Origin of the sequence: Enterococcus mundtii (genome assembly GCF_003957375.1) — a bacterium.
Classification (GTDB): Bacteria; Bacillota; Bacilli; order Lactobacillales; family Enterococcaceae; genus Enterococcus_B; species Enterococcus_B spodopteracolus.
The window spans coordinates 1662840-1687983 of sequence record NZ_CP025473.1 but is presented as its reverse complement, the minus strand read 5'-3'; the positions used below and the strand labels follow the sequence as shown (position 1 = coordinate 1687983).

Sequence of the window (25144 nt, the reverse complement as noted above, 5' to 3'; positions counted from 1 at the left end):
CCTATGAAAAAGATCCTTAGAGCACAGCTTAGTTTTTTATTCCTCAGCATACTAGTCCTTGGCGGGCTATACACCGTCGCTGTTACTGGTATCGGTCAACTTTTCTTTGCCCATCAAGCCAATGGCAGTCAGAGAGTTGTTTCAGGGAAGATGGTCGGCTCTTCGTTGATTGGACAATCCTTTCAACAGGCAGCTTATTTTAATGGAAGAGGGCAAGACGTGACCCAACTTTCACCAACCTCATTGGAGCAAAAGAAATTAGTAGAAAATAAAACAAAATTGGCCCAACAAAACGATCAAACTATGGAGATCCCAATCGATCTAGTCACAAACTCTGCAAGCGGTGTTGATCCGCATATCAGTGTGGCAGCCGCAGAAAGTCAAGTGTCTCGTATCGCTAAAGAGCGGGGAGAAGACGTTACTAAGATTCGTGCTATAATACAGGAAAAAGCACAGAAGGATTGGTTTTCAGATCGAATGTTTGTCAACGTGCTTGAATTGAATCTGTCACTTGATAACATGTAGGTGGCAGAGGGGTTAGGAGAAACAAAGATGGAAAGACAGGATGTTTCAGAAATGTTACACCAGCGTGAAAAAAGCCGAGGACGTCTACGCGTGTATTTTGGTTTCGCGGCGGGAGTCGGCAAGACTTATGCGATGCTGGCGGAAGCACAAGAGCTTAGCTTACTAGGTAAAGACATTGTGGTAGGCTACATCGAACCGCATGATCGCCCGGATACGAATCAATTATTAGAAGGGTTACCACAGATCCCTTTAAAAGAAGTGACGTATAAGGGGCTGACTTTGAGTGAACCTAATATTGATGCCATTATCAAACGTCAGCCAGAAATCGTTTTGATCGATGAATTAGCCCATAGTAATGCGCCAGGATCAAGAAATCGCAAGCGATATCAAGATATTGAAGAATTATTGAACGCGGGAATCAATGTCCATACAACGATCAACGTCCAACATATTGAAAGCTTGAATGATATCGTTGAAGAAGTGACTGGAATCGAAGTAAAAGAAACGGTTCCGGATACGTTTTTCCAACAGGCGACATTGAAGGTGATCGATGTGGAACCAGATGAATTGATCGATCGTTTAGCGCAAGGGAAAATCTATGCTAATGAAAATGCAAAACGCGCCTTGCAGCACTTCTTTATTCCTAAAAAATTGGAGCAGTTACGTGGTCTAGCGATCCAACGGGCTTCGGATCATATCAATCGTGTGATCGGTAAAACAAATGGTGTCCAAAGTAAATTGATCACAATCGTTCAAGATGCTTTCCCTAAAATGGCTGAGAAAAGTATTCGGTGGACTGCTCGGTTAGCGCAAGGCTTGGGGGCAGAATGGATCGTGCTATACATTCGTTCCGATGATCGTTTACAAGGGACGAATGACTTAGCGGAGAAACTTGGCGCAGAAGTCGTGGTGATCGAGGAGGATCATTCATTTGAAACGATCGTCGAGTATGCTAAACTGGTTGGCGCAACCGATTTGATCATCGGTAAAAATTTGGCGAAACCGTGGACGGAGCGATTATTTTCAGAAGAGCTGGATGTTCGACTGCTCAAACGATTGCCAGAAACTGAACTTCACTTGATTCCTTATAAAGAAAAACGTTCAACCCTCCTTTCCCATTCCAAGAAACTAGTGGAAGGGGGAGGAAAAGATTTTGCAATTTCATTGATTTGTGTATTCGTAGCAACGCTTTTGACTGAGGTGATGCAATATCTTCACTTCGGAGATCAAAACTTGATGTTAGTGTACATTTTCTTTATTTTACTCGTTGCTCGTCTGACCTCCGGCTATTTTTGGAGCGCGTTATCTTCAATTTTAAGTGTCTTGGCTTTCAACTGGTTTTTTGTCGAGCCGCTGTATTCCTTGACTGTATACAAACAAGGCTATCCGATTACTTTAGTCATCATGCTGATTGTTGCACTGATGATCAGTAATTTGATGGTTCGTTTGAAAAAACAGGCTGTCCATGCCAGAGAAAAAGAACAACAGATGGAAATTCTGTATGAACTGAACAAGCAGTTTGTTTTAGCAGAAGACCAGCAACAAATCGTTGAATTATCTGCCACTTATTTAGGCAGACTATTGGATCGGGAAGTGATTTTCTTTGATAAACATGCCATCAAGCTAAGTCAATATACACCAAAAGATTCCCTATTTTTACTCGATCATCCAGAAGAAGCAGCAGTGGCTTATTGGACGGCTAAAAATCAAAAAGATTCTGGTTATGGAACGGATACATTAAGTGGTGCAAAAGGTTTTTATTTACCGATTGTCGCAAATGGTAAGACGCTAGCCGTGTTAGGGATTCGTCGCAGTCGCGGGCTTCCGATCGAGGATAGTCAATTGAACTACTTACGGTTAGTGTTGACCCAGCTTGCTGTTATCTTAGAACAAACAGAGCTCAAGAATGAAAAAGAACAAATTGAGTTAGAAAATGAACGTGAAAAAGTTCGCAGTAATTTATTACGTGCGATCTCCCATGATTTGCGTACGCCATTGACTGCGATTTCTGGGATTGCAGAAACACTCTTTCAAACAGATGAAGAGCTGAAACAAGCAACGCGCCAAAAATTGCTGACTGATATCCAGACAGAATCCCAATGGTTGATTCGAATGGTGGAGAATCTGTTGTCGATCACACGGATCAATATGGACACGATGCAAGTGAAAAAAACAACAGAGCCGATTGAGGAAATCATTGAAGCAGTCTATGAACATGTCACAAAAGTTTATCCTGACAAGGAATTATTGGTCCATTTACCGACAGCGGTTTTATTTGTCGAAGTTGACCCTATCTTGATTGAGCAAGCCATGTTCAATCTGGTGGAAAATGCGTTTCGTCATGGAGCAACACAAGGGCAAGTAGAAGTCAGCGTGTTTCAAGAGGGCCAACAGGTCATTTGTGAAGTGAAGAATGAGGGTGAAATCTCATTGAAGCAATATGAAAAAATCCAGATGAATCTATCCAATGAAGAAGAAGTACCAATCGATTCAAAAAATGGGCTTGGCATTGGATTAAGTATTGTAAAAACCATTATCCATGCCCATAATGGGAAATTAGAGATGGCTGTATCAGAAGGGAAAACAGTGGTTCGCATCGATTTGAACAAGAGTGAGGAGGTGGGGTTACATGAGGAAAGTACTATTGATTGAAGATGATCCAACGATCACTGATTTTATGGAGGTCGTGTTGGCAAAAGAACATTATCACGTTACGATTGCCATAACTGGCATGGAAGCTTTGCATGTGTTCCAAGAAGATTCCTTTGACTTGATTTTGCTCGATTTAGGTTTGCCAGATATTGATGGCATCGAATTATTGAAAATCATTCGTAAACGACTGGCTACGCCGTTGATCGTGATCTCTGCGCGAAACAACGAGCATGAAAAAGTCAAAGCGCTTGATCTTGGTGCGGATGATTACGTCACTAAGCCTTTTGGGATGAATGAATTACTTGCTAGGATCAGAACCGCTTTTCGTCATCGTAAACAAGAGGAGTTACCTTCAGTCATCACGAATGGGGAATTGTCTTTGGATACAGAAAGCCAGCTGTTAACCAAAGCAGGAGAACCGATCCATCTCACTAAGAATGAATATCGCATTTTGCTCGTATTATTCCAACACCTTGGGAAGGTCGTTACTTATCGCGTATTAACATCAGAAGTTTGGGGGCCTTATGGAACAGATTCCCAAGTGTTGCGAGTGAATATGTCAAACATTCGGAAAAAAATCGAGAAAAATACCATTCGTCCAGAATATTTGATCACTGAGATCGGCGTTGGCTATCGGTTACGTGATTACCGAAATTCTTAGTAATCGACAAACAAATTGAACATCGAAAAAAACGATCATCACCGAAGAATTTTACCTCTTGGTGATGGTCGTTTTTTGATGTGCTGTTTACCAGCTAGCATACTGAACACTTCTTTTTATTTACAGCACAAGTCAAAATGTGATTTTCACGCTTTTACTTTAGCTCGCCTTTGATATCATCGATCATTTGACGACTAGCGATTGGTCCATTATATAACCAGCTAGAAGTTGGACCAAATTCGAATACTTGCCCCGCTTTGACTGCTTTCAGATTTTGCCAAGTGGGTTCGTTGAACATCGCAGCTTGTTCGTCACTATTGACTAAGATGATATAGTCTGCGTCTAATTCAGCTAATTTTTCTGATGAAACAGCTGACCAATCAGAGGTTGCCTCTTTTGATACTTCTTCTACTAAAGATGGCACACCGAATTGTAGATCTTCATAAACGATGCGACCGCTTGAACGATTCTGGCTGACCATAAAGGCAGAGTTGTTCGTGACCCATAAGACAGCAGCTGTTTTCCCATCGATCTGATCACTCAATTCTTCTCGTGTTTCTTTCGCGTAATCTTGATAATCTTGAATGATTTCCTCTGCTTTATTCTCTTTATTCAATACTTTGCCAATGTCTTGCAACTGTTCTTCCCATGTGACATCGGTACCATTTTTAACAACATAGGTTGGAGCAATTTTATTATATTGCTCGTATTTGCCACCTTCGACAGTGGCTGAAGAAGAAATCAATAATAAATCAGGTTCAAAACTTAACACATTTTCATAGGGTAGATCATAGGAGATAGTTGGGACATCTTTCAGATCATCTTGTAAATAATCTTGGATCGAACCACTGCCGACTGTCCATTGAGCAACCGGGGTTTCACCTAACGCAACAAGATAATCCTCTAAGTAACTGCCGATGATCCGTTTTGGTTGGTTAGGTATTTCAACTGAATGCCCTAATGTATCTGTCAAGGTATGCGTACCGTTATCAGCAGTAGTCGATGATGCGGTTGTCTCTTCGGTTGTGGATGAGCCTGGCGAGCAAGCACTCAGTAATCCCACCAAAAGTAATGCGCTAGAGATTGTGAATAGTTTATTTTTAAGTCTCATGTCTTTCCTCCAAACGTAATTGAGAATGTTTCTCAATTGCTATTATTCCCCAAGAAAAGTGCGCTGTCAACTCTTTTTACTAGCGTATACGACGAAATTTGTGCTTGACGAATTTGTGAAGTACCGTCATAATTGAGAATGATTTTCAATGAGAGGGGAAGTATATGTCTAGATTAAATGCAGTTGAAATTACTACCGGTTACCCCAACAAAACGATAATTGAAAATTTGTCTGTCGCTATACCAGAAGGGAAAATCACCAGTTTGATTGGTCCGAACGGCAGTGGTAAGTCTACATTATTAAAAAGCTTTACCCGCATACTTCCTGTAAAAAATGGCAAAATATTAGTCAACGATCGTGACTTGACGACCTATCATTCGAAAGAACTAGCTCGGAAACTTGCCTTACTAGCCCAAACGAGTGAATACCCATTAGGAATGACAGTCGAAGAAGTCGTTTCTTACGGTAGATATCCCTATCAAAAACTATTCAGTGGCATGGATGATCAAGATCTACAGGCCATTGAATGGGCATTGACAGCGACGGATCTGATCTCGCTAAAAGATCGAGATTTAGCAAGTTTATCCGGAGGTCAAGCCCAACGAGTCTGGATCGCGATGGCGTTAGCTCAAGAAGCAGATATCTTGATCCTTGATGAACCAACAACTTTTTTAGATCCGGCGCATCAACTGGAGATCTTAGATTTGCTGAAAGAAATCAACCGAATGAAAAAAACAACGATTTTGATGTCGATCCATGACATCAATCATGCCTCCCGATTTTCCGATTATTTAATCGCAATGAAAGAAGGTCGATTGATCGTCAATGGGACTCCAGAACAAGTCATCACGAAAGAATGGATGAGAGAGATTTTTGAGATCGAAGCACAAATCGTCCAGTTACCAGAAACAAATAAACCTGTCTTTTTAACATATGATCTCATCAAGAAACCGGAGGGAAAATGATGAGGAAAGGGAAAAAAATAAATATCCTATGGTTGCTTCTGTTATTGGCAATCATTGTCTTCTTTTTTGCTTTGTATAATGGTGCTTCTACAGTTAAAGGCAATGAAGTTTGGCAGGCGTTGTTCCAGTTCGATCCGACTGATCAAGCCCAGCAGATCATTCGTAATATCCGTCTGCCTCGGGTCATCGGAGCATTTATTGTGGGAAGCTGTTTCGCCCTCAGTGGTGCTTTGATGCAAGGGGTAACGCGAAACAACTTGGCAGATTCAGGACTGTTAGGGATCAATGCTGGTGCGTCGTTAGCCATGGCATTTAGCTTTGCTTTTTTACCTAAAGCTTCGCCGTTTTCAATTTTTCTGCTTTCATTACTTGGTTCGTTGATCGTGACGATACTCGTTCTAGGTTTTTTCAGTTTTTCAAAAATAGGACGCAGTACTATGCAGATGATTTTAGCCGGTGTGGCAATCAGTTCTTTTTTTACCGCAATCAGCCAAGCACTGACCCAGTTATTTAATCTACAACAAGATTTGACTTTTTGGTTTGTTGGCGGTGCGGCGAATATTACTTGGCAACAGTTGCTCGTTCTTTCACCTATCTATCTAGTGGCGGTTATTTGCTCTTTTCTATTAGGGAAGTCGATCTCCCTGATCCATTTGAGTGAATCACATGCGGTCGCCTTAGGAGGACATCCACAGCGCACACGGGTATTGGTTTTCATCTTTGTTTCGATCTTAGCAGCGTTAGCTGTTTCTTTAGTTGGGCCCGTCTCTTTTATTGGTTTGATGGTTCCACCTGTTGTTCGTGGCTTTGTAGGTACGGATTATCGGTATGTCTTGCCAGCATCATTTATCGCTGGGGGAATCTTAGTCATGCTAGCAGATTTTGTAGCACGCATGGTCAATCCACCGTTCGAAACACCTTTTGGCTTAGTCATTTCCTTGATTGGGGTTCCTTTTTTATTGGTACAAGTTAGGAGGGAACGCGTGTGAAAAAAATATATTGGGGGATTGGCTTGTTACTATTTTTATGGCTTGTGACTGCCGGAATCAGTTTAATGATTGGTACACCGTTTCTTTATATTGACCAATTGATCGATGTCGCAGTTGGTAGAGGAACACAGGTCCAACAATTGGTTCTGAAAGAATTTCGCTTGCCACGCCTATTGATCAGTTTATTCGCAGGTTCCTGTCTAGGAATTGCTGGCTATCTTTTGCAAGGAGTAACTAGAAACCCATTAGCCGATTCAAGTATTTTAGGCATCAATTCCGGTGCAGGCTTTTTTGTTATGCTATATTTAGGCTTTTTTACTAGCCATGCATCACCTTTCTTGTTGCTTTTTGTTGCTTTTCTAGGCGGCACACTTGCTGCATGTCTAGTCTATTTTGTTGCTTATCAGCGTTCTGGACAAGTAGCGATGAATCGTTTGCTCCTTTCAGGTATCGCTGTGAATGCGGGCTTCTCTGCGGCAATGTTATTAAGTACGATAAAGATATCAAAAGAAAATTATGGTTTTGTAAACGCTTGGTTAGCAGGTTCGATCTGGGGTGCTAGTTGGCCTTACGTCACTGCATTTTTGCCATGGGTACTTATTCTGATCCCTTTAGCGTTTTTCTATAGTCGTAGGATTGGTCTTTTATCCTTTGGGCCAGATCGAGCGCAAAGCTTAGGGGTGAATGTGTCACGAAGTCAGTCGATTTTACTACTGCTTGCTGTTGGTTTAGCCTGTGGCAGTGTGGCTGTGGCAGGCAGCTTGTCCTTTGTGGGTTTACTCGCACCGCATGCTGCCAAAATCATTGTACGTAAAGAAAATCAATGGGCACTCCTATTCAGTGGTTTGTTCGGAGGATTATTTGTCAACATTGCTGATATTCTTGCACGCGTCATTTTGACAGATGGAGAAGTACCTACAGGAATTCTGATTGCTGTCTTGGGTGCGCCGTATTTTCTTTATTTATTATTTTATATTCAAAAGAAACAACTATCTGTATAAAATAAGACCAGAATGTTGGTATAGGGAAACACTGAAGGCAATTTTGTCTTCAGTGTTTTTTAGTACATTGAGAAATACCTTCAACAACCAGATAAGAAATAAAGTAACAAGACCTATCTAATACAATTCTTATCAACCAAAAGGTGATGTATTGTTATAATGGATATGTAAGCGTTCTATACAGCCTATATAAATCGAGGAGGAGATCTATGGTCACATTCAGCAGTAATTCTCAACAAGCCCAACAGTCCACTTCAAGAATCACCAGTGCAACCACCCCTTTAAACCAAGCATCATCGCTTCAAAATGATACACGTACCACGCTAATTGGTAATCAAGACATTCAAAGTAGCATAACATCCGCCAAAAACTCAGCCAATCAAATCGCCTCAGCCATTGCAGGCGCAGCTAGTCAATTGCAAACTGTTGCTCAAGGTTTTTCTACACTAGACACTCAATTAAGTCGAGATCTTTTTAAGGAGAGACACTAATGGATCGAATGACCGATCTACATACAGAAGAAACATGTTTGCTCGTAAAAAGAGAAGAACATGAAAGAAAAATGAAACAACTTGATGCCTGCCGTTCAGATTACCAAGATCATTTAAAAGAAGTGGGGAACTTCTTATTTCTATTACACATATCCTACCAGAAGTCGAATACCTCTACATCTATCGAAACATTCGCCACAGAATTTTCACATCAAAGTAGGCGATTGATGAATGGCTTTGATGAATGCCAACATCACGAAATGATCCACCAACAAAAAATCACGAATAAACTCGAAGAAATTGCTTTTGAGAAAAGAAAAAACATGTCGGAGGAACAAAACCTATGAGTATCGACATGTACCTAAATGACTCATTGACACAAGCTACGAGCGCCCGTCACTTCTGCCAAAAACAAGTCACTGATTACCAAAATCTCCAACAAGCCATCACTCAATTTACTTTACAAACGCCCAATCTCCAAGGGAAAACCTACGACGCTGCGAAAGCCTATTTTTCCCAAGTACTTTACCCACTTGTGCAAGGAGGAATCTTACTCTCCAAAGCGGTTGAAAAAGCAGCAAAACGATTTCCACAACAGTACATAGAACAAGTCGACTCCATTAGCTTGAAACAATCCGAATTAGAAGCACAGATTCGCCAAATGAATCAGTATATCACTCAAGCCGAAGGGATACGGCAGTTGCTTCTTTCACCTCATATGCCAGAAGAACATCAAAGCTTTCAACTCAATCAAAATACGTTATTACTCACGATGTATCATGACTTGAAACATAAACTGGAAGAAAAACTCCAAAAACTCTTAGCCTACAACCAAAGCTCCGCGCTATTTTTTACAGAAATCAAAAGTCTCGAACAAGCAGTCAATCAAGGACTTGCTCAAACAAAAACTGCTTGGAATAGCCAAACGAAGACATTCTCTATACCAAAAGATTTGTCCTGGATAACTACGATCCAAGACAAATGGCAGCAAGCAGAAAACGAGAAAAAAGGCATCGATCCAACTAAAAACAAAGAACTAGAAAAGTACAACGTCTATACCCTCATTATTCACGATAGCGATGGGAATCCACTTGTCTTTTGGAAAATCGAAGACAAGCAATCAGGCTACGGCATCGTGAACCCTGAGTTGTATCAATATGTCACGAAAGTAGGTCACTATTTAGAACCTGAACTGATCCAATTCATGACGTACGATACTTACCAAGAAAAAGTCAATGTGGCTTGGCGCCAAGGTGTTAATTATGAAACTGGTGAAAAACTAGACCCACTCTTAGGCAGTCTCGTCTCTACCTCACAATACGTCAAAGACGGCTACACATGGATCAATGAATCTGAACTCGGTCAAGCCCTGATGATCTTAGCATTTACGTATGCGTCTTACAAAGTCTTGACGACCACTGGTGTGAAACAGGTGGAGAATGATAAGATTGAGGATGTGAGTGGAATTGAATTTAATAGTAAAACTAAATTAGAAGTTCACTTTTCAAAACATGGTTCAGAAATACAACAAGCTTTAAATAAAAATCACTATTCAATAGTTGAGTATTTAAGAGATGCAAATCATGTGATTAAAGAGGGACAATTTGTTCCTGAAATGAACGGATATATCAAACTGGTTGGTGGAGAAGGAAGTGCAAAGTATGCATTTGTAGGATTAGACAGAACAACTGGGAACATAACAACCTTGCACTTAAAATCTGTAAAAGAACTTATAAAAAAAGCACCTAGTTTAGGTTTAAAATAATGGGAGATGTTATAAAATGATTAATATAAGAAAAGTAAACTGGATAGATGAAGACTCAGGAGAAGCTGATATTTTACTTTCAGATGGCTTATATTCCATTGAATGTTTTTGTAGTGATTGTGATGTATCAGAAGGTGATATGTTCACAGATATAATTTATGGATTTAACATCAAACACATTGTTAAAAGTTTAAATGAAGAATATATAATAGATAAAAAAAATGATTACTATCATGTTCAGGGAGAGCTTATAGATTTGAAAAACGAAATTCTTCAAATAGGAGAATTTAAAATAGATTTGTCAGATGGAGATATTCCAAAGGATATAAAACAACATGAATATTTAGAAGCTGATATTGCAAGAATTGATATTTACTAAGAAATCTATTGAACCAATGAAGATATAAATTGAAAAACTTAATAAACATGGTAATTGAAATAAAATCATTCATATACTAGATTTATCTAGTTTGTGAATGATTTTTGTACTTGGGGCTTTGAGTTATACATAGAAAAGCCAATACGTGAGTAAATTTTAAGCATGGATCTAGAATATGCATCCAACTTATACAAAGTATTAACGACCACTGGTGTGAAGCAAGTGGAGAATGGTAAGATTAAAGGGCGGGAAGGAAATAAATTGTTAGAACCTAGTTTATTAGAAGAACTTTCGAAAAGCGATGTATAGTATAACCCCGATCATGTAATTATGATTGGAAAAGATTCTTCAAATAAATTATTTTGGTTTGAAAAAGGAAAAGAAAAAGCAGTATTAAAGCATATTGTCAATGGACATATAGAGGATTTCAATGCTAAAGGTGTTCAAGATATTCCTAGTTTTCTACATGATACATTGAAAATAAAACCAATAAAACAAGGAATCGGACCTAAAAGACCATTTTCGGTTTAAAGTATAGATGGACAAAAATATACTTTGGTATATGAAAGTAATGGTTTTGTAGTTTCTTTTTATCCAAGCATATAACTAAAAAGGAGGAAGTGTATGTATAAACTACTTTCCATAGAAGAATCAGTAGCAACACGAAACTTAGAATTGGAAAGTTTAGATACAGCTACTATTGATGTATGCTTTGATGATTCTGCTGTTACTAGTTTTAAAAATTTTGATTTTATGAAAATCAATGAAGAATATAATTGTAAAATTTATCTTTTTGGTGAACTAGATGATAGTGGTGAAAAATTTCAATATATTAGAGATGTTACAGTTGGGCGAAAAGTTTTATCAGAAGTTATAAACAAAAAAGGAGATTGGTATTATGTGAATAAAATTTCTGCAAGTGAGTCTCTTAGTAAACAAAAAATGTTAAGTTACAAGTACACTAGAAAAGATCTTGTCCAAGTGAATAATATTGTTCATACAGACTTTGAATAGCGATTTTTAAATATTAAATTAGGCGTTGTCATAGAAGAATTAGATTTATTGAAGAGCTGGGCAATAGCAAATCTTCAGGGAGAAGAGAAAGAATACATGACCGCTAGGAATGAGAATTTAGAAGAAGTCATTCCCAAATCTTTCATTAAAAAAAAAGATATATTATATATTTTTATAAAATGAAGAAAGTGAACTAAGAGTTAATAGAAATCGAGTTGCTAAGATTAAACACTTTTAAATACTTGAAAATATTCAATTCATAAATAATGAATTTGAAACTGAATAGCAAACATAGTTAATAAAAAACATTCACGGTATTAGTCAAACTAATTTGTGAATGTTTTTTGTAGAATCTGATGGCAATAACTACATGACGTAGCGGTGGGCTGCCCATGGTTCAATAAATGTAAAACCAGTAAAGCTATAATTGATCGATGTTCTAAGTAAAATAAGATAGAATAAATATAAAAATCTAAAAAGTTAAATTGCTATTTTTATCATTTTCCGCTACCATTTTAACAAAAGGTAGGCAGGTGATTATTTGGGGGACGAAAAGCAGAAAAAAGAACAGCTCCGTCAATTTGGCATTAATGAACTTAAAAAAATTGCTGCAAGTGGCTATAAAAAAGAAAAAGAACAAAAAATCTATAAGCAATTGTTTGCAACCGAGTATTGGAAACAGGCGAAAGTCATCGGTATAACTCTTTCAAATGAAATTGAAATAGATACACGACCGTTGATCGAACAAGCAAGAGCCGAAGGGAAAATCGTTGTGATTCCCAAAACATTGCCAAAACGTCAAATGGCATTTTATGAGTTCTCCGAGAACACAGTATTGGAACGTTCAAGTTTTGGTGTGTTAGAACCTGTTTCAACGCACCCTTATGAGGCAACGATGATCGATTTATTGATCGTTCCAGGAATCATCTTTCATCCAGAGGGGTACAGAATCGGCTTTGGTGGAGGGTATTATGATCGCTATCTGGAAGAGTATCCGCATCAAACGTGCAGCTTGACTTTCAAAGAGATGATTCATAATGATTGGGAACCAGAAGACTTTGATAAGAGAATCCAACATTTATTGAATGACTAAAAAATAAGGGGGTATATATGAAAGTAAAACAGCAGCAACAATTCAAATTAAAATCTTGGCTCGATGGGCCATTTTTAACACGGATTTTTTTAGTGATCCAAACAATCATCTTTTTCGCAATGGAGGTATTACCTGGTAATAGCGTGGCTTTTAAACTAGGCATGTCTGGCCAGCATATTGCCTACCTACATGAATGGTGGCGTTTGATCACACCAATATTTATCCATTTTGGGATGATGCATTTTGTACTGAACTCTGTCGTTTTGTATTTTATGGGTTCACAAATCGAAACGGTATACGGTCATTGGCGCTTTTTCTTGATTTATTTACTTAGTGGTATCATGGGAAATTTGACCAGTTTCGCCTTCAATGAAATGAACGTATTATCTGGTGGGGCAAGTACATCGCTTTTTGGTTTATTTGGTGCGTTATTTGTTCTAGGTATTCATTACAAAAATGATTATGTGGTGAAACAGCTTGTACGCCGTTACATGATATTCATTGTTTTTTCTTTTATATTCGGTATATCAGATACCTCAGTAGATATCTGGGGACATGTTGGTGGCTTGATCGGAGGTTTCCTGATAGGGAATCTATTAGGATTACCAAATCGATCCAATGATTACTCGATCCATCATCGTATTATATCGTCGATCGTTTTTCTCTTTCTTTTTATAATATGTGTTTTAGTGGGTTTAAAAAATTATGGAATACTTGTATAATGTGAAGGAAGTGCTTTAAATGGAAAGCTTATACGACGTACAACAGCTATTCAAGAGATTTGGTATCTTTATTTATGTGGGAGCACGGATTTATGATATTGAATTGATGACGATCGAATTACGTAAGCTTTATGATAATCATTTGATCGATCACGAAACATATATGACTGCGTGGCACATCTTAAAAAGAGAACACCGAATCGAAGAGAGCAGAAAGAAAGGAATTTGATCATGGACAAAAAAATTATTGGGATTGATTTAGGTGGAACAACAGCAAAATTTGCGATCTTGACACCTGACGGAGAAATTCAACAGAAATGGAGTATCGATACCAATATTTTGGATGATGGCAAACACATTATTCCTGAAATCATTGAGTCTATCAACCATCGTTTAAATCTATACCATATGAAAGCGGAAGATTTCATTGGTATCGGCATGGGAACACCAGGAACAGTCGACAGCGAAGCTGGTACAGTGATTGGTGCTTACAATTTAAATTGGCGTGAGCTTCAATTTGTCAAAAAAATGATTGAAGAAGGAACGGGCATCAAATTTGCCATCGATAATGACGCCAATGTCGCAGCACTAGGCGAACGTTGGAAAGGTGCAGGCGAAAATGATCCTGATGTCGTATTCATCACTCTAGGGACAGGTGTTGGTGGCGGTATCGTGGCAGATGGTCATTTACTTCATGGGGTGACTGGAGCCGCTGGAGAAATTGGACACATTACGATCGATCCAAATGGATTCGAATGTACTTGTGGCAAACGTGGCTGTTTAGAAACTGTCTCAAGTGCGACAGGAGTCGTTCGAGTGGCCCGTCATTTGGCAGAAGAATATGCCGGTGATTCACGCTTGAAAGCGATGCTTGATAATGGTGAAGAAGTAACAAGTAAAGATGTTTTTGAATTAGCAGAAGCAGATGATCCATTTGGTTTGATGGTGGTCGATCGTGTCTGTCTATATCTAGGACTAGCTTGCGGGAATTTAGGAAACACGTTGAATCCATCAAGTATTGTCATCGGTGGAGGCGTATCTGCTGCGGGAGAATTTTTACGCAGTCGTGTGGAGAAATATTTCAAAGAATTTACCTTCCCACAAGTAAGAGAATCAACAAAAATCAAATTAGCTGAATTAGGAAATGAAGCAGGCGTCATTGGTGCTGCCTCATTAGCCTTGAAATATGCTGAATAAAGTGGAGGCACGACATGGTTTTATGGATTATTAATATCATTTTATTACTGATCATCTTAGCTATCGTATTTTGGGAAGTTTACTTACGAGTAATGGCTAAACGTTCTGCAACAATGCTTGAAGAAGAAGAATTTCGTGAAGGAATGCGTCGTGCACAAGTCATCGATGTTCGTGAAAAAGATGTCTTTGATGCGGGTCATATTTTAGGCGCTAGAAATATTCCTTATACAGTGCTAAAAAATTCACTTGGTTCGATTCGTAAAGACCAACCGGTTTATATTTATGATCAAAAGAAAAGTTTGAGTATTCGTACAGCTAACCAACTGCGTAAAGCAGGCTACCAAGATATCTATATCTTAAAAGGCGGCTATGATGGTTGGTCAGGTAAAATCAAAAGTAAAAAAATCTAACGAAGAGTCTTGTACTTCTTATGTTACCTTAGTAGCAACAAGAATAAGAGCGGTTATTCGCTCTTTTTTCTTGTTGTTTTTTCTTATTGCAGAAAAATTATGCTATGATGGAATGAGAGGATAGGATAGGACAAAGGTAGTCAGCACCAAGTTTTTTCCTGAATTCGTTTTTTTTATTACGGATGTTATTAGGAAATCAGTTGTTCACAAAACGAAAAACATGAAGAACTTTTGCTCCTCAATGAGTTAGCCAAGTAAATCATTGTAGCGCGTATTGAGTGAATTCAAGAGAAAAGATGCGTGACAACCAAGCAAATACATATAAGTAGGTGGATAGATGAGAATTGCGATCATCGGGGCAGGACCTCGTGGACTTAGCATGTTAGAGCGTTTACTCTATAATCAACAACAAGAAGATATTGAGATCCTCCTTTTTGATCCAAGTGGAATCGGTGGCAAGGTTTGGCGAGTCGATCAGCCAAAAGAAGTACTGATGAATTCATTGGCGTCACAAGTGACGATGTTTACGGATGAGACATTAAGTAGTGGAGGCGTGGTCGCTAACGGAGTGAATCTTTATCGGTGGGCGAAAGAAATTGCTCCTTCTTATCTTAGTAAGACAACGATCAAAGAACAAGAAGCGTTTTTGTGTGAAGCAGCTAATTTATTAGAAAACCAACCAACAAGTCGTCGCTTCTTCGGCGTCTATCTAAAATGGTTTTACGCGCGACTACAAGAACGATTTTCTGATCGTTTCGATTATATACAAGAATTAGTCCTCGAAGCCACCAAGAAAGAGAAACAATTCATTCTACAAACAAAAGACGAAGCCTATGTGGTGGATCAACTGATCCTAGCAACAGGTCATTGGGAACATGAGCAATCGACAGAAGAAAGCCGATTGAGTGAATATGCTGCTGAACATCACTTATTTTACCAAGGGCCTGCTAATCCAGCCGATGTTGATTTATCGATGATCCCTGCCCAAGAACCGGTGTTTATTCGGGGGTTAGGACTTTGTTTTTTTGATTATATCGGTTTGTTGACACAACAACGAGGCGGTCGCTTTGAAGAATTGGCAGGTCGATTGGTTTATCGTCCGTCGGGAGAAGAGCCAGTCGTCTATTGCAGCTCTCGGCGAGGCTTACCTTACTATCCCCACGGACGCAACCAGAAAAAAGTTGGCGAAGTGGCACAACCAGTTATTCTGACGCAAGAACGATTAAATATGTACTATCGTACTAAAAAACTGACTGGGCAGGATTTTTTTGCTAATTTAAAAAAAGATCTCGAATTGTTTTATTACAAAAAAGTGATCGAGGAACAGGGGTTGTCGATTGCTCTCAGCGAATTTCAAGAAGTCTTTCTTGGGGCGACAGAAAAGAAATGGCTGCAAAAATATCCTGAATTATCAAGCCACTTGTGGTCATGGGACTTACTAGATCACTTGACCGACCATACGTTGCCGTATCAACAAATGAGTCGGAGGTATATCGAAGATCAAATCAATGAAGCGTTAAAAGGCAATGTGAGCGGTCCATTGATTGCGACGCTGGATGCATTGAAAGATTGGCGAAATATCGTGCATCAAGTGATGCTATGGGAAGTTTTTTCTGCAAAAGAGTATAAAGAGGTTTTGTGGCAATGGTTCAATACGTTTGATGCGTTTTTTACTATTGGTCCGCCTTTGCGAAGAACCCAGGAATTAGCAGCATTGATCGATGCAGGAATTTTCCATTTGGTGGAACCTCCTTTTACTGTTGTAGGAAAGGACAAGAGATTTCAACTTGAACCAGAAGGGCTTACAAGTAGCTATCTAATTGAGGCACGATTACCCAAAAATGACTTACGAACAACAAGAAATCCAGCCTTGATCAGTCTACGTGATGCCCAGATCCTTCAGCCATTCCAATTGCATGATCCAAGTGGCGATTTCGTTTCTGGTGCGGTAACGATCGAACGAGAAAGTTCACGTGTGATCGATGCCCATGGAGAAGTACAAAACAATTTGTATTGTATCGGCATCCCAACTGAAGGGGTAGAATGGTTAACAGCCTCCGTTCCGAGACCCCATGTCGATTTTTGGAATCTTAGACAAATTGATCGTATCGCACAACTGATTTTAGCAGAAACATCATAAAAAGAACGTCCCTTCAGGAGAGTGGGACATTAGTTCTCTCCCACCACCTAAAACTGAATAAACGGCGGGAACAGAAGTAACCTCTTCGGAAATAAGGCTAAATACTTCTGTCCCGACACTTGTAGGAACGTTCTTTTTGGATAGCATGAGGGAGATAGAGGAAACACAACTGTGCTATTCGTCCGCTTCCATTTCTATCGTAACTTAAAAATGTGAGTTTAAAAAAAAACTCGGTAGAAACAAAAAAACCCAAAAAATTGAAGAACAATTTTGGGTTTTTTGTTTTTGAAGCTGAATGCTTCAATCACTAGCTCTTAACGTGATACACGTTTTCTCATTGCTTTTTTACGATTTTCTTCAATCATTGCTTCTTTTTCGTCGATTGGGTCGATGACTGTTTTCTTCACAGAAGTTACTAAACCAGCCACAGCTGCTACAGTAGCCAAGCTACCTACTAAGATACCTGATACAAATTTTTTCATAATGATTCACCTCGTTTATCTATTTGACACTTCTATTATGAAGCAAAACAAGGAAAAACGCTAGTCTTTCGTTTTTTTATTTGAAACCCTTTACAATAAAATCTTGAAAAAATTTACTAAATGTTTTATTATAAATTTACTAAATAAAATGAAAGAAGGTTTTGTCAAAAAAAGTCCCTGTTTTCTGGTCATCACTTTTGTTAAAATAAATAACGAATATAATTATATGGATAAAGGAGTCTTAACATGACAATTTTAGTATTAGGCGGAGCAGGCTATATTGGTTCCCATGCCGTCGATCAATTAATTGAAAAGGGCTATGATGTAGCAGTCGTGGATAATCTTTTGACGGGCCATCGTCAAGCAGTTCATACTGATGCACGTTTTTATGAAGGAGATATTCGTGACAAAGAATTTTTACGCGGAGTTTTCCAAAAAGAAACGATTGACGGCGTCTTGCACTTTGCAGCGAGTTCGTTAGTCGGTGAATCAGTTGAAAAACCTTTAGTCTACTTCAATAATAACGTTTATGGCATGCAAGTATTATTAGAAGTAATGCACGAGTTTGATGTGAAACGGATTGTCTTTTCTTCAACAGCTGCGACGTACGGTGAGCCAAAAGAATCGCCAATCACAGAGGAGTCACCAACGAATCCGAAAAATCCTTATGGCGAAAGCAAGTTGATGATGGAAAAAATGATGAAGTGGTGTGACGAAGCATATGGGATGCGTTATGTGGCTTTACGCTATTTTAATGTAGCAGGGGCTAAGAATGATGCGTCAATCGGCGAAGATCATACACCTGAAACTCATTTAGTGCCGATCATTTTACAAGTAGCTTTAGGCCAACGAGAGTCATTAGCGATCTATGGGGATGATTATGATACGCCAGACGGAACATGTATCAGAGATTATGTACAAGTGGAAGATCTGATTGCTGCGCATATTTTAGCTTTAGAATATTTAAAAGCCGGAAATGAAAGCAACTTCTTCAACTTAGGAAGTAACAAAGGTTATTCAGTCACAGAGATGCTAGAAGCAGCACGAGAAGTGACAGGCCGTGATATCCCTGCGAAAATCGCACCACGAAGAGCGGGTGATCCAAGTCGTTTAGTAGCTTCAAGTGAAAAAGCGAGCGCCGTTCTTGGCTGGACACCTGAATATACAGATGTGAAAGAAATCATCAAAACTGCTTGGGCATGGCATGAAAGCCATCCTAACGGGTATGAAAAGTAGGTGGAAAAAAATGACGATTAGTCAAACAATTGCAGATTTTGTCACACTAGCAATCGCTACTGGTGGTTGGATGGAAATGGACCGTATCTACTTACAAAATCGTATTTTAGGCCTTATTGGTGAAGAAGCCGGCGACTCGTTTGAAGTACGTCCAGTGCAAGAAGAATCGGTCGATCTATTGAATCGTTTAGTTGAACAAGCAAAAGAAAATGGTTTGGTGACGGATGTAACAGCTGACCGAGAAATGTTTGAGTCACAATTGATGGATTTCTTGACGCCACCACCTTCTGTTGTCAATGCTTTTTTTGCTCAACATTATTCAAAAAGTCCAGAAGAAGCAACCGATTATTTTTATCAGTTGAGCCGCAACAATGACTATATCAAAACGCGAGCCATCGCTAAAAATATCGTGTACACTTATCCGTCTGAATATGGGGACTTGGAAATCACGATCAATCTATCTAAACCTGAAAAAGAGCCAAAACAAATTGCTGCAGAAAGAAAAGCGGTGCAAGTCAATTACCCATCGTGTATGTTATGTATGGAAAATGAAGGGTACAAAGGAAGATTGAATTACCCAGCACGAACCAATCATCGGATCATTCGAATGAACTTAGACGGAGAAAGTTGGGGATTTCAGTATTCGCCTTATGCTTACTACAATGAACACTCAATCATTTTATCAGAAGAACATCGACCAATGCGCATCACAAAAGATACATTCGCTCGTTTGTTGAAGATCACTGAAGTCTTACCACACTATTTCGTCGGTTCAAATGCTGACTTGCCGATCGTTGGTGGATCGATCCTTTCACATGACCATTATCAAGCTGGACGCCATGAATTTCCGATGGCAAAAGCACCGATGGAAAAATTGATCAAGCTAAGTGAATACCCACAAGTGATTGCGGGAATCGTCAAATGGCCAATGTCAGTGATCCGCTTACAGTCGCCCGATAAAGAGCTATTAATAGAAGCAGCGGATTCGGTCTTAAACAAATGGCAGAACTATTCAGATGAATCCGTATCAGTCATCGCCTATTCAGCAGATGGTACGCCACACCACACGATCACGCCGATTGCTCGTCGAAGAGATGATTACTTTGAAATCGACTTAGTATTGCGCGACAACAATGTGTCCGAAGAATATCCTGAAGGGATTTTCCATCCTCATCGTGATATCCAACATATCAAAAAAGAAAACATTGGCTTGATCGAAGTTATGGGGTTAGCTGTGTTGCCGCCACGCTTAAAACCAGAATTGGAAGAAGTGAAGCAATACCTACTGGGTGAAGAAAATCAAGTCGCGGACTACCATCGTGAATGGGCAGAACAGCTAAAACAAGCAAATCCTGATTTGACTGAAGAGGCTGCGACAGTTGTTATCCAAAATGCTGTTGGGCAAGTCTTCGCCAGAGTTTTAGAAGATGCCGGTGTCTTCAAACGGGACGAACAAGGAAGAGCTGCGTTCTTGCGCTTTACTGAAACATTATAAGCATCGGTCACTTACAGGAGGGGAAACGAATGGCCACAATCAAAGATATTGCTCAGTTGGCGGGAGTTTCTCCTGCCACTGTCTCAAGAGTGCTGAATTATGATGAGAAATTGTCAGTAGGAATGGAAACGAAACAAAAAATTTTTGAAGTAGCTGAACACTTGAATTATAAAAAACATCATAAGAATCTAGCCTCTGAAAAACAAACGATCAAATTGATCCAATGGTATGATACACAAGAAGAATTAGAAGATCTTTATTATCTTTCTATACGCTTAGGAATCGAAAAAAAAGCGGAAGAAGCGAATATTCGCCTGATCAAGGAAACATGGGATGCCATCAGTGAGCAATCTGCAGATGGAACGATTGCTTTAGGAAAGTTTGACGAAGAGCAATTGAAAGAATTGAAACGTACGCAAGAGAACCTTTTACTTGTCGATTCAGATGGCACAAGATTTGGCATCGATTCATTAGTCGTTGATTTTGAGTCGAGTCTTCGCTTAGTGATGAATCATTTCTTACAAGAAGAAGTCAAACAACTCGTGATGTTAGCCGGAAAAGAGTACACGAAGCAACACCGAACACCGGTGACTGATCCTAGGACGGCAATTTTTCAAAAAATGATCAGTGAAGAAAAGAACCTCTCAGGAAAGATCATTGAAGCGAATTTTTCAGTGGAGGCAGGATATCAAGCTGTTCATGATTTTTTATTGCAAGAAAAGGAATTACCTGATGCGTTGTTTGCTGCGAATGATGCGTTAGCAATTGGTGCATTGAAGGCAATCAAAGAAGCAGGACTGACTATCCCACAAGATATCTCAGTGATAGGCTTCAACGATATCAGTGTGGCAAAGTATGTCTCACCCCCCTATCTACAGTCAAGGTGTACACCGAATGGATGGGGGAGTTGGCAGTTGAGACATTGAGCCAGTTAATCCATAGTACTGCACCGGTTGCAAGAAAAATCACGATCGCGACAGAACTAATTTTACGAGAATCAACAAAACAAAATACGATCAAATAGACGATTATCAACCTAAGTAAAGGGGTGGGAATTTCAACAGCGGTGAGAGCCAAACTTGATTTTTCCTCCCCTTTTTTACCTCGAAGTATGCTACAATGATAAACGACATTAGAGTAGTAGAAGGGAACGGTCAAATGATTACATTAGGGATCGATACAGCAAATCAAACCTTAGCTGTTGGCGTATTGGAAGACGAAACAGTGTTAGGTCAAATCCAAATCAATAGAAAGAAAAATCATAGTCTGACGTTGATGCCAGCGTTGGATCAATTGATCTCAGATTGCCAACTCACACCAGAACAAATCGATCGAATTGCTGTGTCAAGTGGTCCAGGCTCTTATACAGGATTGAGAATCGGTGTCACAACTGCCAAGACATTAGCATATACTTTAAATAAAGAATTGGTTGGTGTTTCCAGTCTTGCTGTACTTGCAGCAAATTGCGTAGGAATCGAAGGAATCATTGTACCGATGTTTGATGCGAGAAGAAAAAATGTTTATGCTGGTGCCTATCGCTGGCATCATGGAACATTAGAAAACGTTCTAGAGGACAGACATATTGCTTTCGTAGAATTAACCGAAAAATTAAAACAAATGGATGGATCGATCACTTTTGTCGGTAACGATTGCCACAAATTCAACTCAGAAATCGCTGAATCAATACCTGATGCTAAGCGTAACTCCTTGCCACTTTGGGATATTCCTAGTGGAGTTGTCGTCGCGCAATTAGGGGCTTCAAGTAATCCGGTTAACGATATCCAAGCCTTTTTACCACGTTACTTAAAACGAGTGGAAGCAGAAGAAAAATGGTTGGAGACACATACGCCAGGAGAAGAAAGCTATGTTGAAAAAATTTAAAGCCTATCTACGGACCATGCTTCAAGAAAAAGCAGATTATCCAGAGAAAACGGTCACTGTAGGCGAAAAGCAATTTCAAATACGGGAACTGACAGTTGATGATGTCAAGTCGTTGTTAAGTATCGAACGGGAAGTTTATTTGGGGGAATTACCTTGGACAAAAAGTGCGTTCATCTCAGAGCTGACTTCCCCATTCATGACTTTATATTTAGGGATATTCGATCGAGAAGAATTATTCGGCTTTGTTGGATCCAGAGTATTAGGACTCGATTGCCATCTCACAAACATTGCGGTCAGTCCGAGTTACCAACGGCAGCGTGTCGGTACCTATTTAATCAACGAGATCGAGACATTCGCACGGATGAATCAATGCGAGACCATGTCATTAGAAGTACGGATCAGTAATCAGAATGCCCAACGCTTATACAGAAAACTAGGCTTCCAATCGAGAAAAGTAAAAAAAGGGTATTATACAGAAACGAATGAAGATGCCTTAGATATGGTAAAATTATTAAAAGAAGAGTGAAATAAAGTGATTGAAGAAAAAACAGCTTTCAATGATACAAAATTAGCCCAAGCGCTTTGGCAAGTCAGTGACGATGCTTTTTTAAATGGGTCACCTTGGACAAAAGAGCAATTTTTGTCTGATATCCAACAACCACAAACCAATTATTTAGTCATTCATCAAGCAGAGGAAATCATTGGCTTTATTGGATATGCCAAAGTACTTGATGAAGTAGAAGTGACGAATCTTGCAGTTCTGACTGCTGAACAACACAAAGGTGTAGCAAGACAATTATTACAAGAGATGCTGCAACGAGAAAAAGCTAACCAAGCGCATAGTGTTTTTTTAGAAGTACGACAGTCAAATATTGCTGCCCAACACCTTTACGAATCAGAAAAATTCCGCCAAGTAGGTAAACGAAAAGCCTACTATCATGATCCGGTCGAAGATGCGGTCATCATGTGTACAAAGCTAAAAACAGAGGTGATGAAACCATGAATGAAAAACAAACAGAATTGATTTTAGCAATCGAGTCAAGCTGTGATGAAACAAGCGTTGCGGTCGTGAAAGATGGACAAGAAATCTTATCGAATATCGTTGCCTCTCAAATCAACAGCCATAAACGCTTTGGCGGGATCGTACCTGAAGTGGCCAGTCGCCATCATGTAGAGCAAATTACTTTATGTCTTGAAGAAGCGTTGGTGGAAGCAGGCGTGACCGCCGAACAACTTACCGCGGTTGCTGTCACAGAAGGACCAGGTCTTGTGGGGGCATTACTCATCGGTATTTCAGCAGCAAAGGCTTTTGCTTGGGCAAATCATCTGCCATTGATCCCAGTCAATCATATGGCAGGACATATTTACTCCGCCCGCTTCGAAAAAGCGTATGAATTTCCATTGATGGCGTTGTTGGTCAGTGGAGGGCACACGGAGTTAGTTTATATGGAAGAAGATGGCGCTTATGAGATCATCGGTGAAACAAGAGACGATGCCGCTGGAGAAGCCTACGACAAAGTAGGACGTGTTTTAGGATTGAGCTATCCAAGTGGAAAAGAAATCGATGAATTAGCCCATCAAGGGAAAGATGCCTACCACTTTCCTCGGGCAATGCTTCGCGAAGATAACTATGATTTTAGTTTCAGTGGCTTAAAAAGTGCATTTATCAATTTAGTCCACAACGCGGAGCAACGAGGGGAAGAATTAGATCGAGCAGACCTTGCTGCGAGTTTTCAAGCCAGTGTTGTCGAAGTCTTGGTAACAAAAACGATACGTGCTTGCAAAAGTTATCCGGTGAAGCAATTGATCCTTGCAGGCGGTGTTGCTGCTAATCAAGGACTAAGAGAAAGTTTGAGAAAAAATTTAGCCACAGAATTACCTGAATTGGAACTGATCGTACCACCATTACGTCTTTGTGGGGACAATGCGGCAATGATCGGAGCCGCTGCATCTGTCGAATGGCGAAAAGGGCATCTTGCTGATTATCGACTGAATGCAGAACCAGGTTTAGTGTTAGGTGAGCCCTTGGAAAATGTCAGGTAAATCACCTGACATTTAACCTAGATATTCGCAAACAAAAAGATTATATGAATATAATCTATGCTGTGATAAAAATTGCTAGGGAATGGGAATCTTATCCTTTTTTATACACTTAATATCAACATGGCTGATAGGCCCAAAAAAACATAAATTTACTTAGGTTATATAAATTGTGTCAGCTAACTCTATGTGATAGTATAAGAAATGTAGAAAATAAAATGAATAATGTTATTTTCTATAATGTTTTATCTGAAGGCTGAAAGCCTTCACAATAAAATGCAAAGGAGGTCGAATGGATGAAAAAGTTTGTCGGATATTTAGTTGTATTTTTCACTGCATTATTGTTCACTGTTCCTGTAGATGCCGCTGGCGCGATTTCTGCGAATGAGCAACAGATCCTAGACTTGTTAAAAGCACCAGTAAGTATTCAAGGAAAAGAATTCACTGTCCCTGATACTTACATTACACAAGCCGAAAACCATTTGAAACAAAATGATTTAACGGATGCACAAGTAGAAACTGCCGTTACAGGTATTCAAAATGTGCGTAATCTGTTAGGTTCAGTAACAATCGATATGACAGGAATCAACACGCTTGATGATTTGATTCGTGCTTTACCGCGGGATATCATCATGCAAATCCAACAAGAGGTAACGAGAGTTGCTGACGCGTTGGGATTAGTTGTACTAAGTTGGAATGGTAGCGATATCCAAATCGGTGCAAAAAATGCTGATGGAACAACTTCACCAGCTTTTAGCACTAGTTCTCCAATTAAACAAACAGGTGGTAATTATACCGCTAGTGCAATGGCAATTGCTTCATTACTATTAGTCGCAGCAGGTGCGGTTGTAGTAGGAAGAAAGACAAAGGTTGCGTAAAAAGCGCAAGCTGCTTA

The 25144-nt window shown here is 39.5% G+C and carries 28 protein-coding genes and 1 pseudogene; 27 read left to right on the top strand and 2 right to left on the bottom strand.

Features of this window, described 5'->3' with window-relative positions:
- Positions 1 to 3: 3 nt before the first annotated feature.
- The 3 genes from CYK55_RS08260 to CYK55_RS08250 are packed head-to-tail and all read left to right on the top strand — an operon-like array spanning position 4 to position 3838.
- Positions 4 to 525 (top strand): potassium-transporting ATPase subunit C, encoded by a 522-nt coding sequence (locus CYK55_RS08260; protein ID WP_034687681.1) that lies wholly within the window; start codon positions 4 to 6, stop codon positions 523 to 525.
- A gap of 27 nt (positions 526 to 552) precedes the next feature.
- A complete protein-coding gene (locus tag CYK55_RS08255; RefSeq protein WP_126134176.1) occupies positions 553 to 3177 on the top strand; it encodes a sensor histidine kinase in 2625 nt (874 codons plus the stop codon).
- Positions 3155 to 3838, top strand: coding sequence for a response regulator transcription factor (locus tag CYK55_RS08250; protein ID WP_034687679.1), 684 nt, complete (start codon positions 3155 to 3157; stop codon positions 3836 to 3838). The genes CYK55_RS08255 and CYK55_RS08250 overlap by 23 nt, the downstream gene beginning before the upstream one ends.
- A 154-nt stretch (positions 3839 to 3992) precedes the next feature.
- Here the strand turns inward: CYK55_RS08250 and CYK55_RS08245 are convergent, their stop codons facing one another.
- Positions 3993 to 4949, bottom strand: a complete 957-nt coding sequence (locus tag CYK55_RS08245) for an iron-hydroxamate ABC transporter substrate-binding protein (RefSeq protein WP_126134175.1) — start codon at positions 4947 to 4949, stop codon at positions 3993 to 3995.
- A gap of 164 nt (positions 4950 to 5113) precedes the next feature.
- Here CYK55_RS08245 and CYK55_RS08240 point away from each other — a divergent pair, with 164 nt between their 5' ends.
- The 16 genes from CYK55_RS08240 (at position 5114) to CYK55_RS08170 (ending at position 17115) form a co-directional block, all read left to right on the top strand.
- The gene (locus CYK55_RS08240; RefSeq protein ID WP_034687675.1) at positions 5114 to 5914 is read left to right on the top strand and encodes an ABC transporter ATP-binding protein; all 801 of its coding nucleotides are present in this window, start codon (positions 5114 to 5116) and stop codon (positions 5912 to 5914) included.
- Positions 5914 to 6903 (top strand): FecCD family ABC transporter permease, encoded by a 990-nt coding sequence (locus CYK55_RS08235; RefSeq protein ID WP_034687673.1) that lies wholly within the window; start codon positions 5914 to 5916, stop codon positions 6901 to 6903. Before CYK55_RS08240 ends, CYK55_RS08235 begins: the two co-directional genes overlap by 1 nt.
- Positions 6900 to 7904, top strand: coding sequence for a FecCD family ABC transporter permease (locus CYK55_RS08230; RefSeq protein WP_126134174.1), 1005 nt, complete (start codon positions 6900 to 6902; stop codon positions 7902 to 7904). Before CYK55_RS08235 ends, CYK55_RS08230 begins: the two co-directional genes overlap by 4 nt.
- Positions 7905 to 8113: 209 nt before the next feature.
- Positions 8114 to 8395 carry a TIGR04197 family type VII secretion effector gene (locus CYK55_RS08225; RefSeq protein ID WP_034687669.1) on the top strand — a complete coding sequence of 94 codons (282 nt, stop codon included), beginning with the start codon at positions 8114 to 8116 and terminating at the stop codon, positions 8393 to 8395.
- A complete protein-coding gene (locus CYK55_RS08220; RefSeq protein WP_126134173.1) occupies positions 8395 to 8742 on the top strand; it encodes a DUF3958 family protein in 348 nt (115 codons plus the stop codon). Before CYK55_RS08225 ends, CYK55_RS08220 begins: the two co-directional genes overlap by 1 nt.
- Positions 8739 to 10160, top strand: a complete 1422-nt coding sequence (locus CYK55_RS08215) for an LXG domain-containing protein (RefSeq protein WP_241234761.1) — start codon at positions 8739 to 8741, stop codon at positions 10158 to 10160. Before CYK55_RS08220 ends, CYK55_RS08215 begins: the two co-directional genes overlap by 4 nt.
- A gap of 16 nt (positions 10161 to 10176) precedes the next feature.
- On the top strand, positions 10177 to 10539 hold the full coding sequence (locus tag CYK55_RS08210) for a hypothetical protein (protein ID WP_034687665.1): 363 nt from the start codon (positions 10177 to 10179) through the stop codon (positions 10537 to 10539).
- A 162-nt stretch (positions 10540 to 10701) separates the two neighbouring features.
- Entirely contained in the window at positions 10702 to 10848 is a 147-nt protein-coding gene (locus CYK55_RS13490; RefSeq protein WP_157072117.1) for a hypothetical protein, read from the top strand.
- Positions 10849 to 10869: 21 nt separating this feature from the next.
- Positions 10870 to 11070, top strand: a complete 201-nt coding sequence (locus tag CYK55_RS08205; protein WP_126134172.1) for a hypothetical protein — start codon at positions 10870 to 10872, stop codon at positions 11068 to 11070.
- 93 nt (positions 11071 to 11163) lie between these two features.
- Positions 11164 to 11553 carry a hypothetical protein gene (locus CYK55_RS08200; RefSeq protein WP_034687663.1) on the top strand — a complete coding sequence of 130 codons (390 nt, stop codon included), beginning with the start codon at positions 11164 to 11166 and terminating at the stop codon, positions 11551 to 11553.
- Positions 11554 to 12094: 541 nt separating this feature from the next.
- Positions 12095 to 12646, top strand: coding sequence for a 5-formyltetrahydrofolate cyclo-ligase (locus tag CYK55_RS08195; RefSeq protein ID WP_034687661.1), 552 nt, complete (start codon positions 12095 to 12097; stop codon positions 12644 to 12646).
- A 17-nt stretch (positions 12647 to 12663) separates the two neighbouring features.
- The gene (locus CYK55_RS08190) at positions 12664 to 13368 is read left to right on the top strand and encodes a rhomboid family intramembrane serine protease (RefSeq protein ID WP_034687659.1); all 705 of its coding nucleotides are present in this window, start codon (positions 12664 to 12666) and stop codon (positions 13366 to 13368) included.
- Positions 13369 to 13387: 19 nt separating this feature from the next.
- Positions 13388 to 13597 (top strand): YqgQ family protein, encoded by a 210-nt coding sequence (locus tag CYK55_RS08185; RefSeq protein ID WP_010735144.1) that lies wholly within the window; start codon positions 13388 to 13390, stop codon positions 13595 to 13597.
- Between the two features lie 2 nt (positions 13598 to 13599).
- Entirely contained in the window at positions 13600 to 14565 is a 966-nt protein-coding gene (locus CYK55_RS08180; RefSeq protein WP_034687658.1) for an ROK family glucokinase, read from the top strand.
- A 14-nt stretch (positions 14566 to 14579) separates the two neighbouring features.
- Positions 14580 to 14975 (top strand): rhodanese-like domain-containing protein, encoded by a 396-nt coding sequence (locus CYK55_RS08175; RefSeq protein ID WP_010735146.1) that lies wholly within the window; start codon positions 14580 to 14582, stop codon positions 14973 to 14975.
- Positions 14976 to 15312: 337 nt separating this feature from the next.
- Positions 15313 to 17115, top strand: coding sequence for an FAD/NAD(P)-binding protein (locus tag CYK55_RS08170; protein WP_126134171.1), 1803 nt, complete (start codon positions 15313 to 15315; stop codon positions 17113 to 17115).
- 314 nt (positions 17116 to 17429) lie between these two features.
- On the opposite strand, the gene CYK55_RS08165 is transcribed toward CYK55_RS08170, so the two are convergent.
- Positions 17430 to 17597: a DUF3042 family protein gene (locus CYK55_RS08165; protein ID WP_010735150.1), complete on the bottom strand. Its 168-nt coding sequence runs from the start codon at positions 17595 to 17597 to the stop codon at positions 17430 to 17432.
- A gap of 246 nt (positions 17598 to 17843) precedes the next feature.
- Here CYK55_RS08165 and galE point away from each other — a divergent pair, with 246 nt between their 5' ends.
- The 8 genes and pseudogenes from galE (at position 17844) to CYK55_RS08125 (ending at position 25127) form a co-directional block, all read left to right on the top strand.
- Complete coding sequence (galE, locus tag CYK55_RS08160) at positions 17844 to 18833, top strand: UDP-glucose 4-epimerase GalE (protein ID WP_034687655.1); 990 nt, start codon at positions 17844 to 17846, stop codon at positions 18831 to 18833.
- A gap of 10 nt (positions 18834 to 18843) precedes the next feature.
- Positions 18844 to 20328 (top strand): UDP-glucose--hexose-1-phosphate uridylyltransferase, encoded by a 1485-nt coding sequence (gene galT / locus CYK55_RS08155; RefSeq protein ID WP_126134170.1) that lies wholly within the window; start codon positions 18844 to 18846, stop codon positions 20326 to 20328.
- 29 nt (positions 20329 to 20357) lie between these two features.
- Positions 20358 to 21352, top strand: a pseudogene (locus CYK55_RS08150) (LacI family DNA-binding transcriptional regulator).
- Between the two features lie 134 nt (positions 21353 to 21486).
- Complete coding sequence (gene tsaB / locus CYK55_RS08145) at positions 21487 to 22209, top strand: tRNA (adenosine(37)-N6)-threonylcarbamoyltransferase complex dimerization subunit type 1 TsaB (RefSeq protein WP_034687649.1); 723 nt, start codon at positions 21487 to 21489, stop codon at positions 22207 to 22209.
- The gene (gene rimI, locus CYK55_RS08140) at positions 22193 to 22735 is read left to right on the top strand and encodes a ribosomal protein S18-alanine N-acetyltransferase (protein WP_126134169.1); all 543 of its coding nucleotides are present in this window, start codon (positions 22193 to 22195) and stop codon (positions 22733 to 22735) included. The genes tsaB and rimI (CYK55_RS08140) overlap by 17 nt, the downstream gene beginning before the upstream one ends.
- 6 nt (positions 22736 to 22741) lie before the next feature.
- Positions 22742 to 23212, top strand: a complete 471-nt coding sequence (gene rimI / locus CYK55_RS08135) for a ribosomal protein S18-alanine N-acetyltransferase (RefSeq protein ID WP_126134168.1) — start codon at positions 22742 to 22744, stop codon at positions 23210 to 23212.
- Positions 23209 to 24252, top strand: coding sequence for a tRNA (adenosine(37)-N6)-threonylcarbamoyltransferase complex transferase subunit TsaD (gene tsaD, locus CYK55_RS08130; RefSeq protein ID WP_034687644.1), 1044 nt, complete (start codon positions 23209 to 23211; stop codon positions 24250 to 24252). Before rimI (CYK55_RS08135) ends, tsaD begins: the two co-directional genes overlap by 4 nt.
- A gap of 293 nt (positions 24253 to 24545) precedes the next feature.
- Positions 24546 to 25127 (top strand): hypothetical protein, encoded by a 582-nt coding sequence (locus CYK55_RS08125; protein ID WP_034687643.1) that lies wholly within the window; start codon positions 24546 to 24548, stop codon positions 25125 to 25127.
- Positions 25128 to 25144 lie beyond the last annotated feature (17 nt).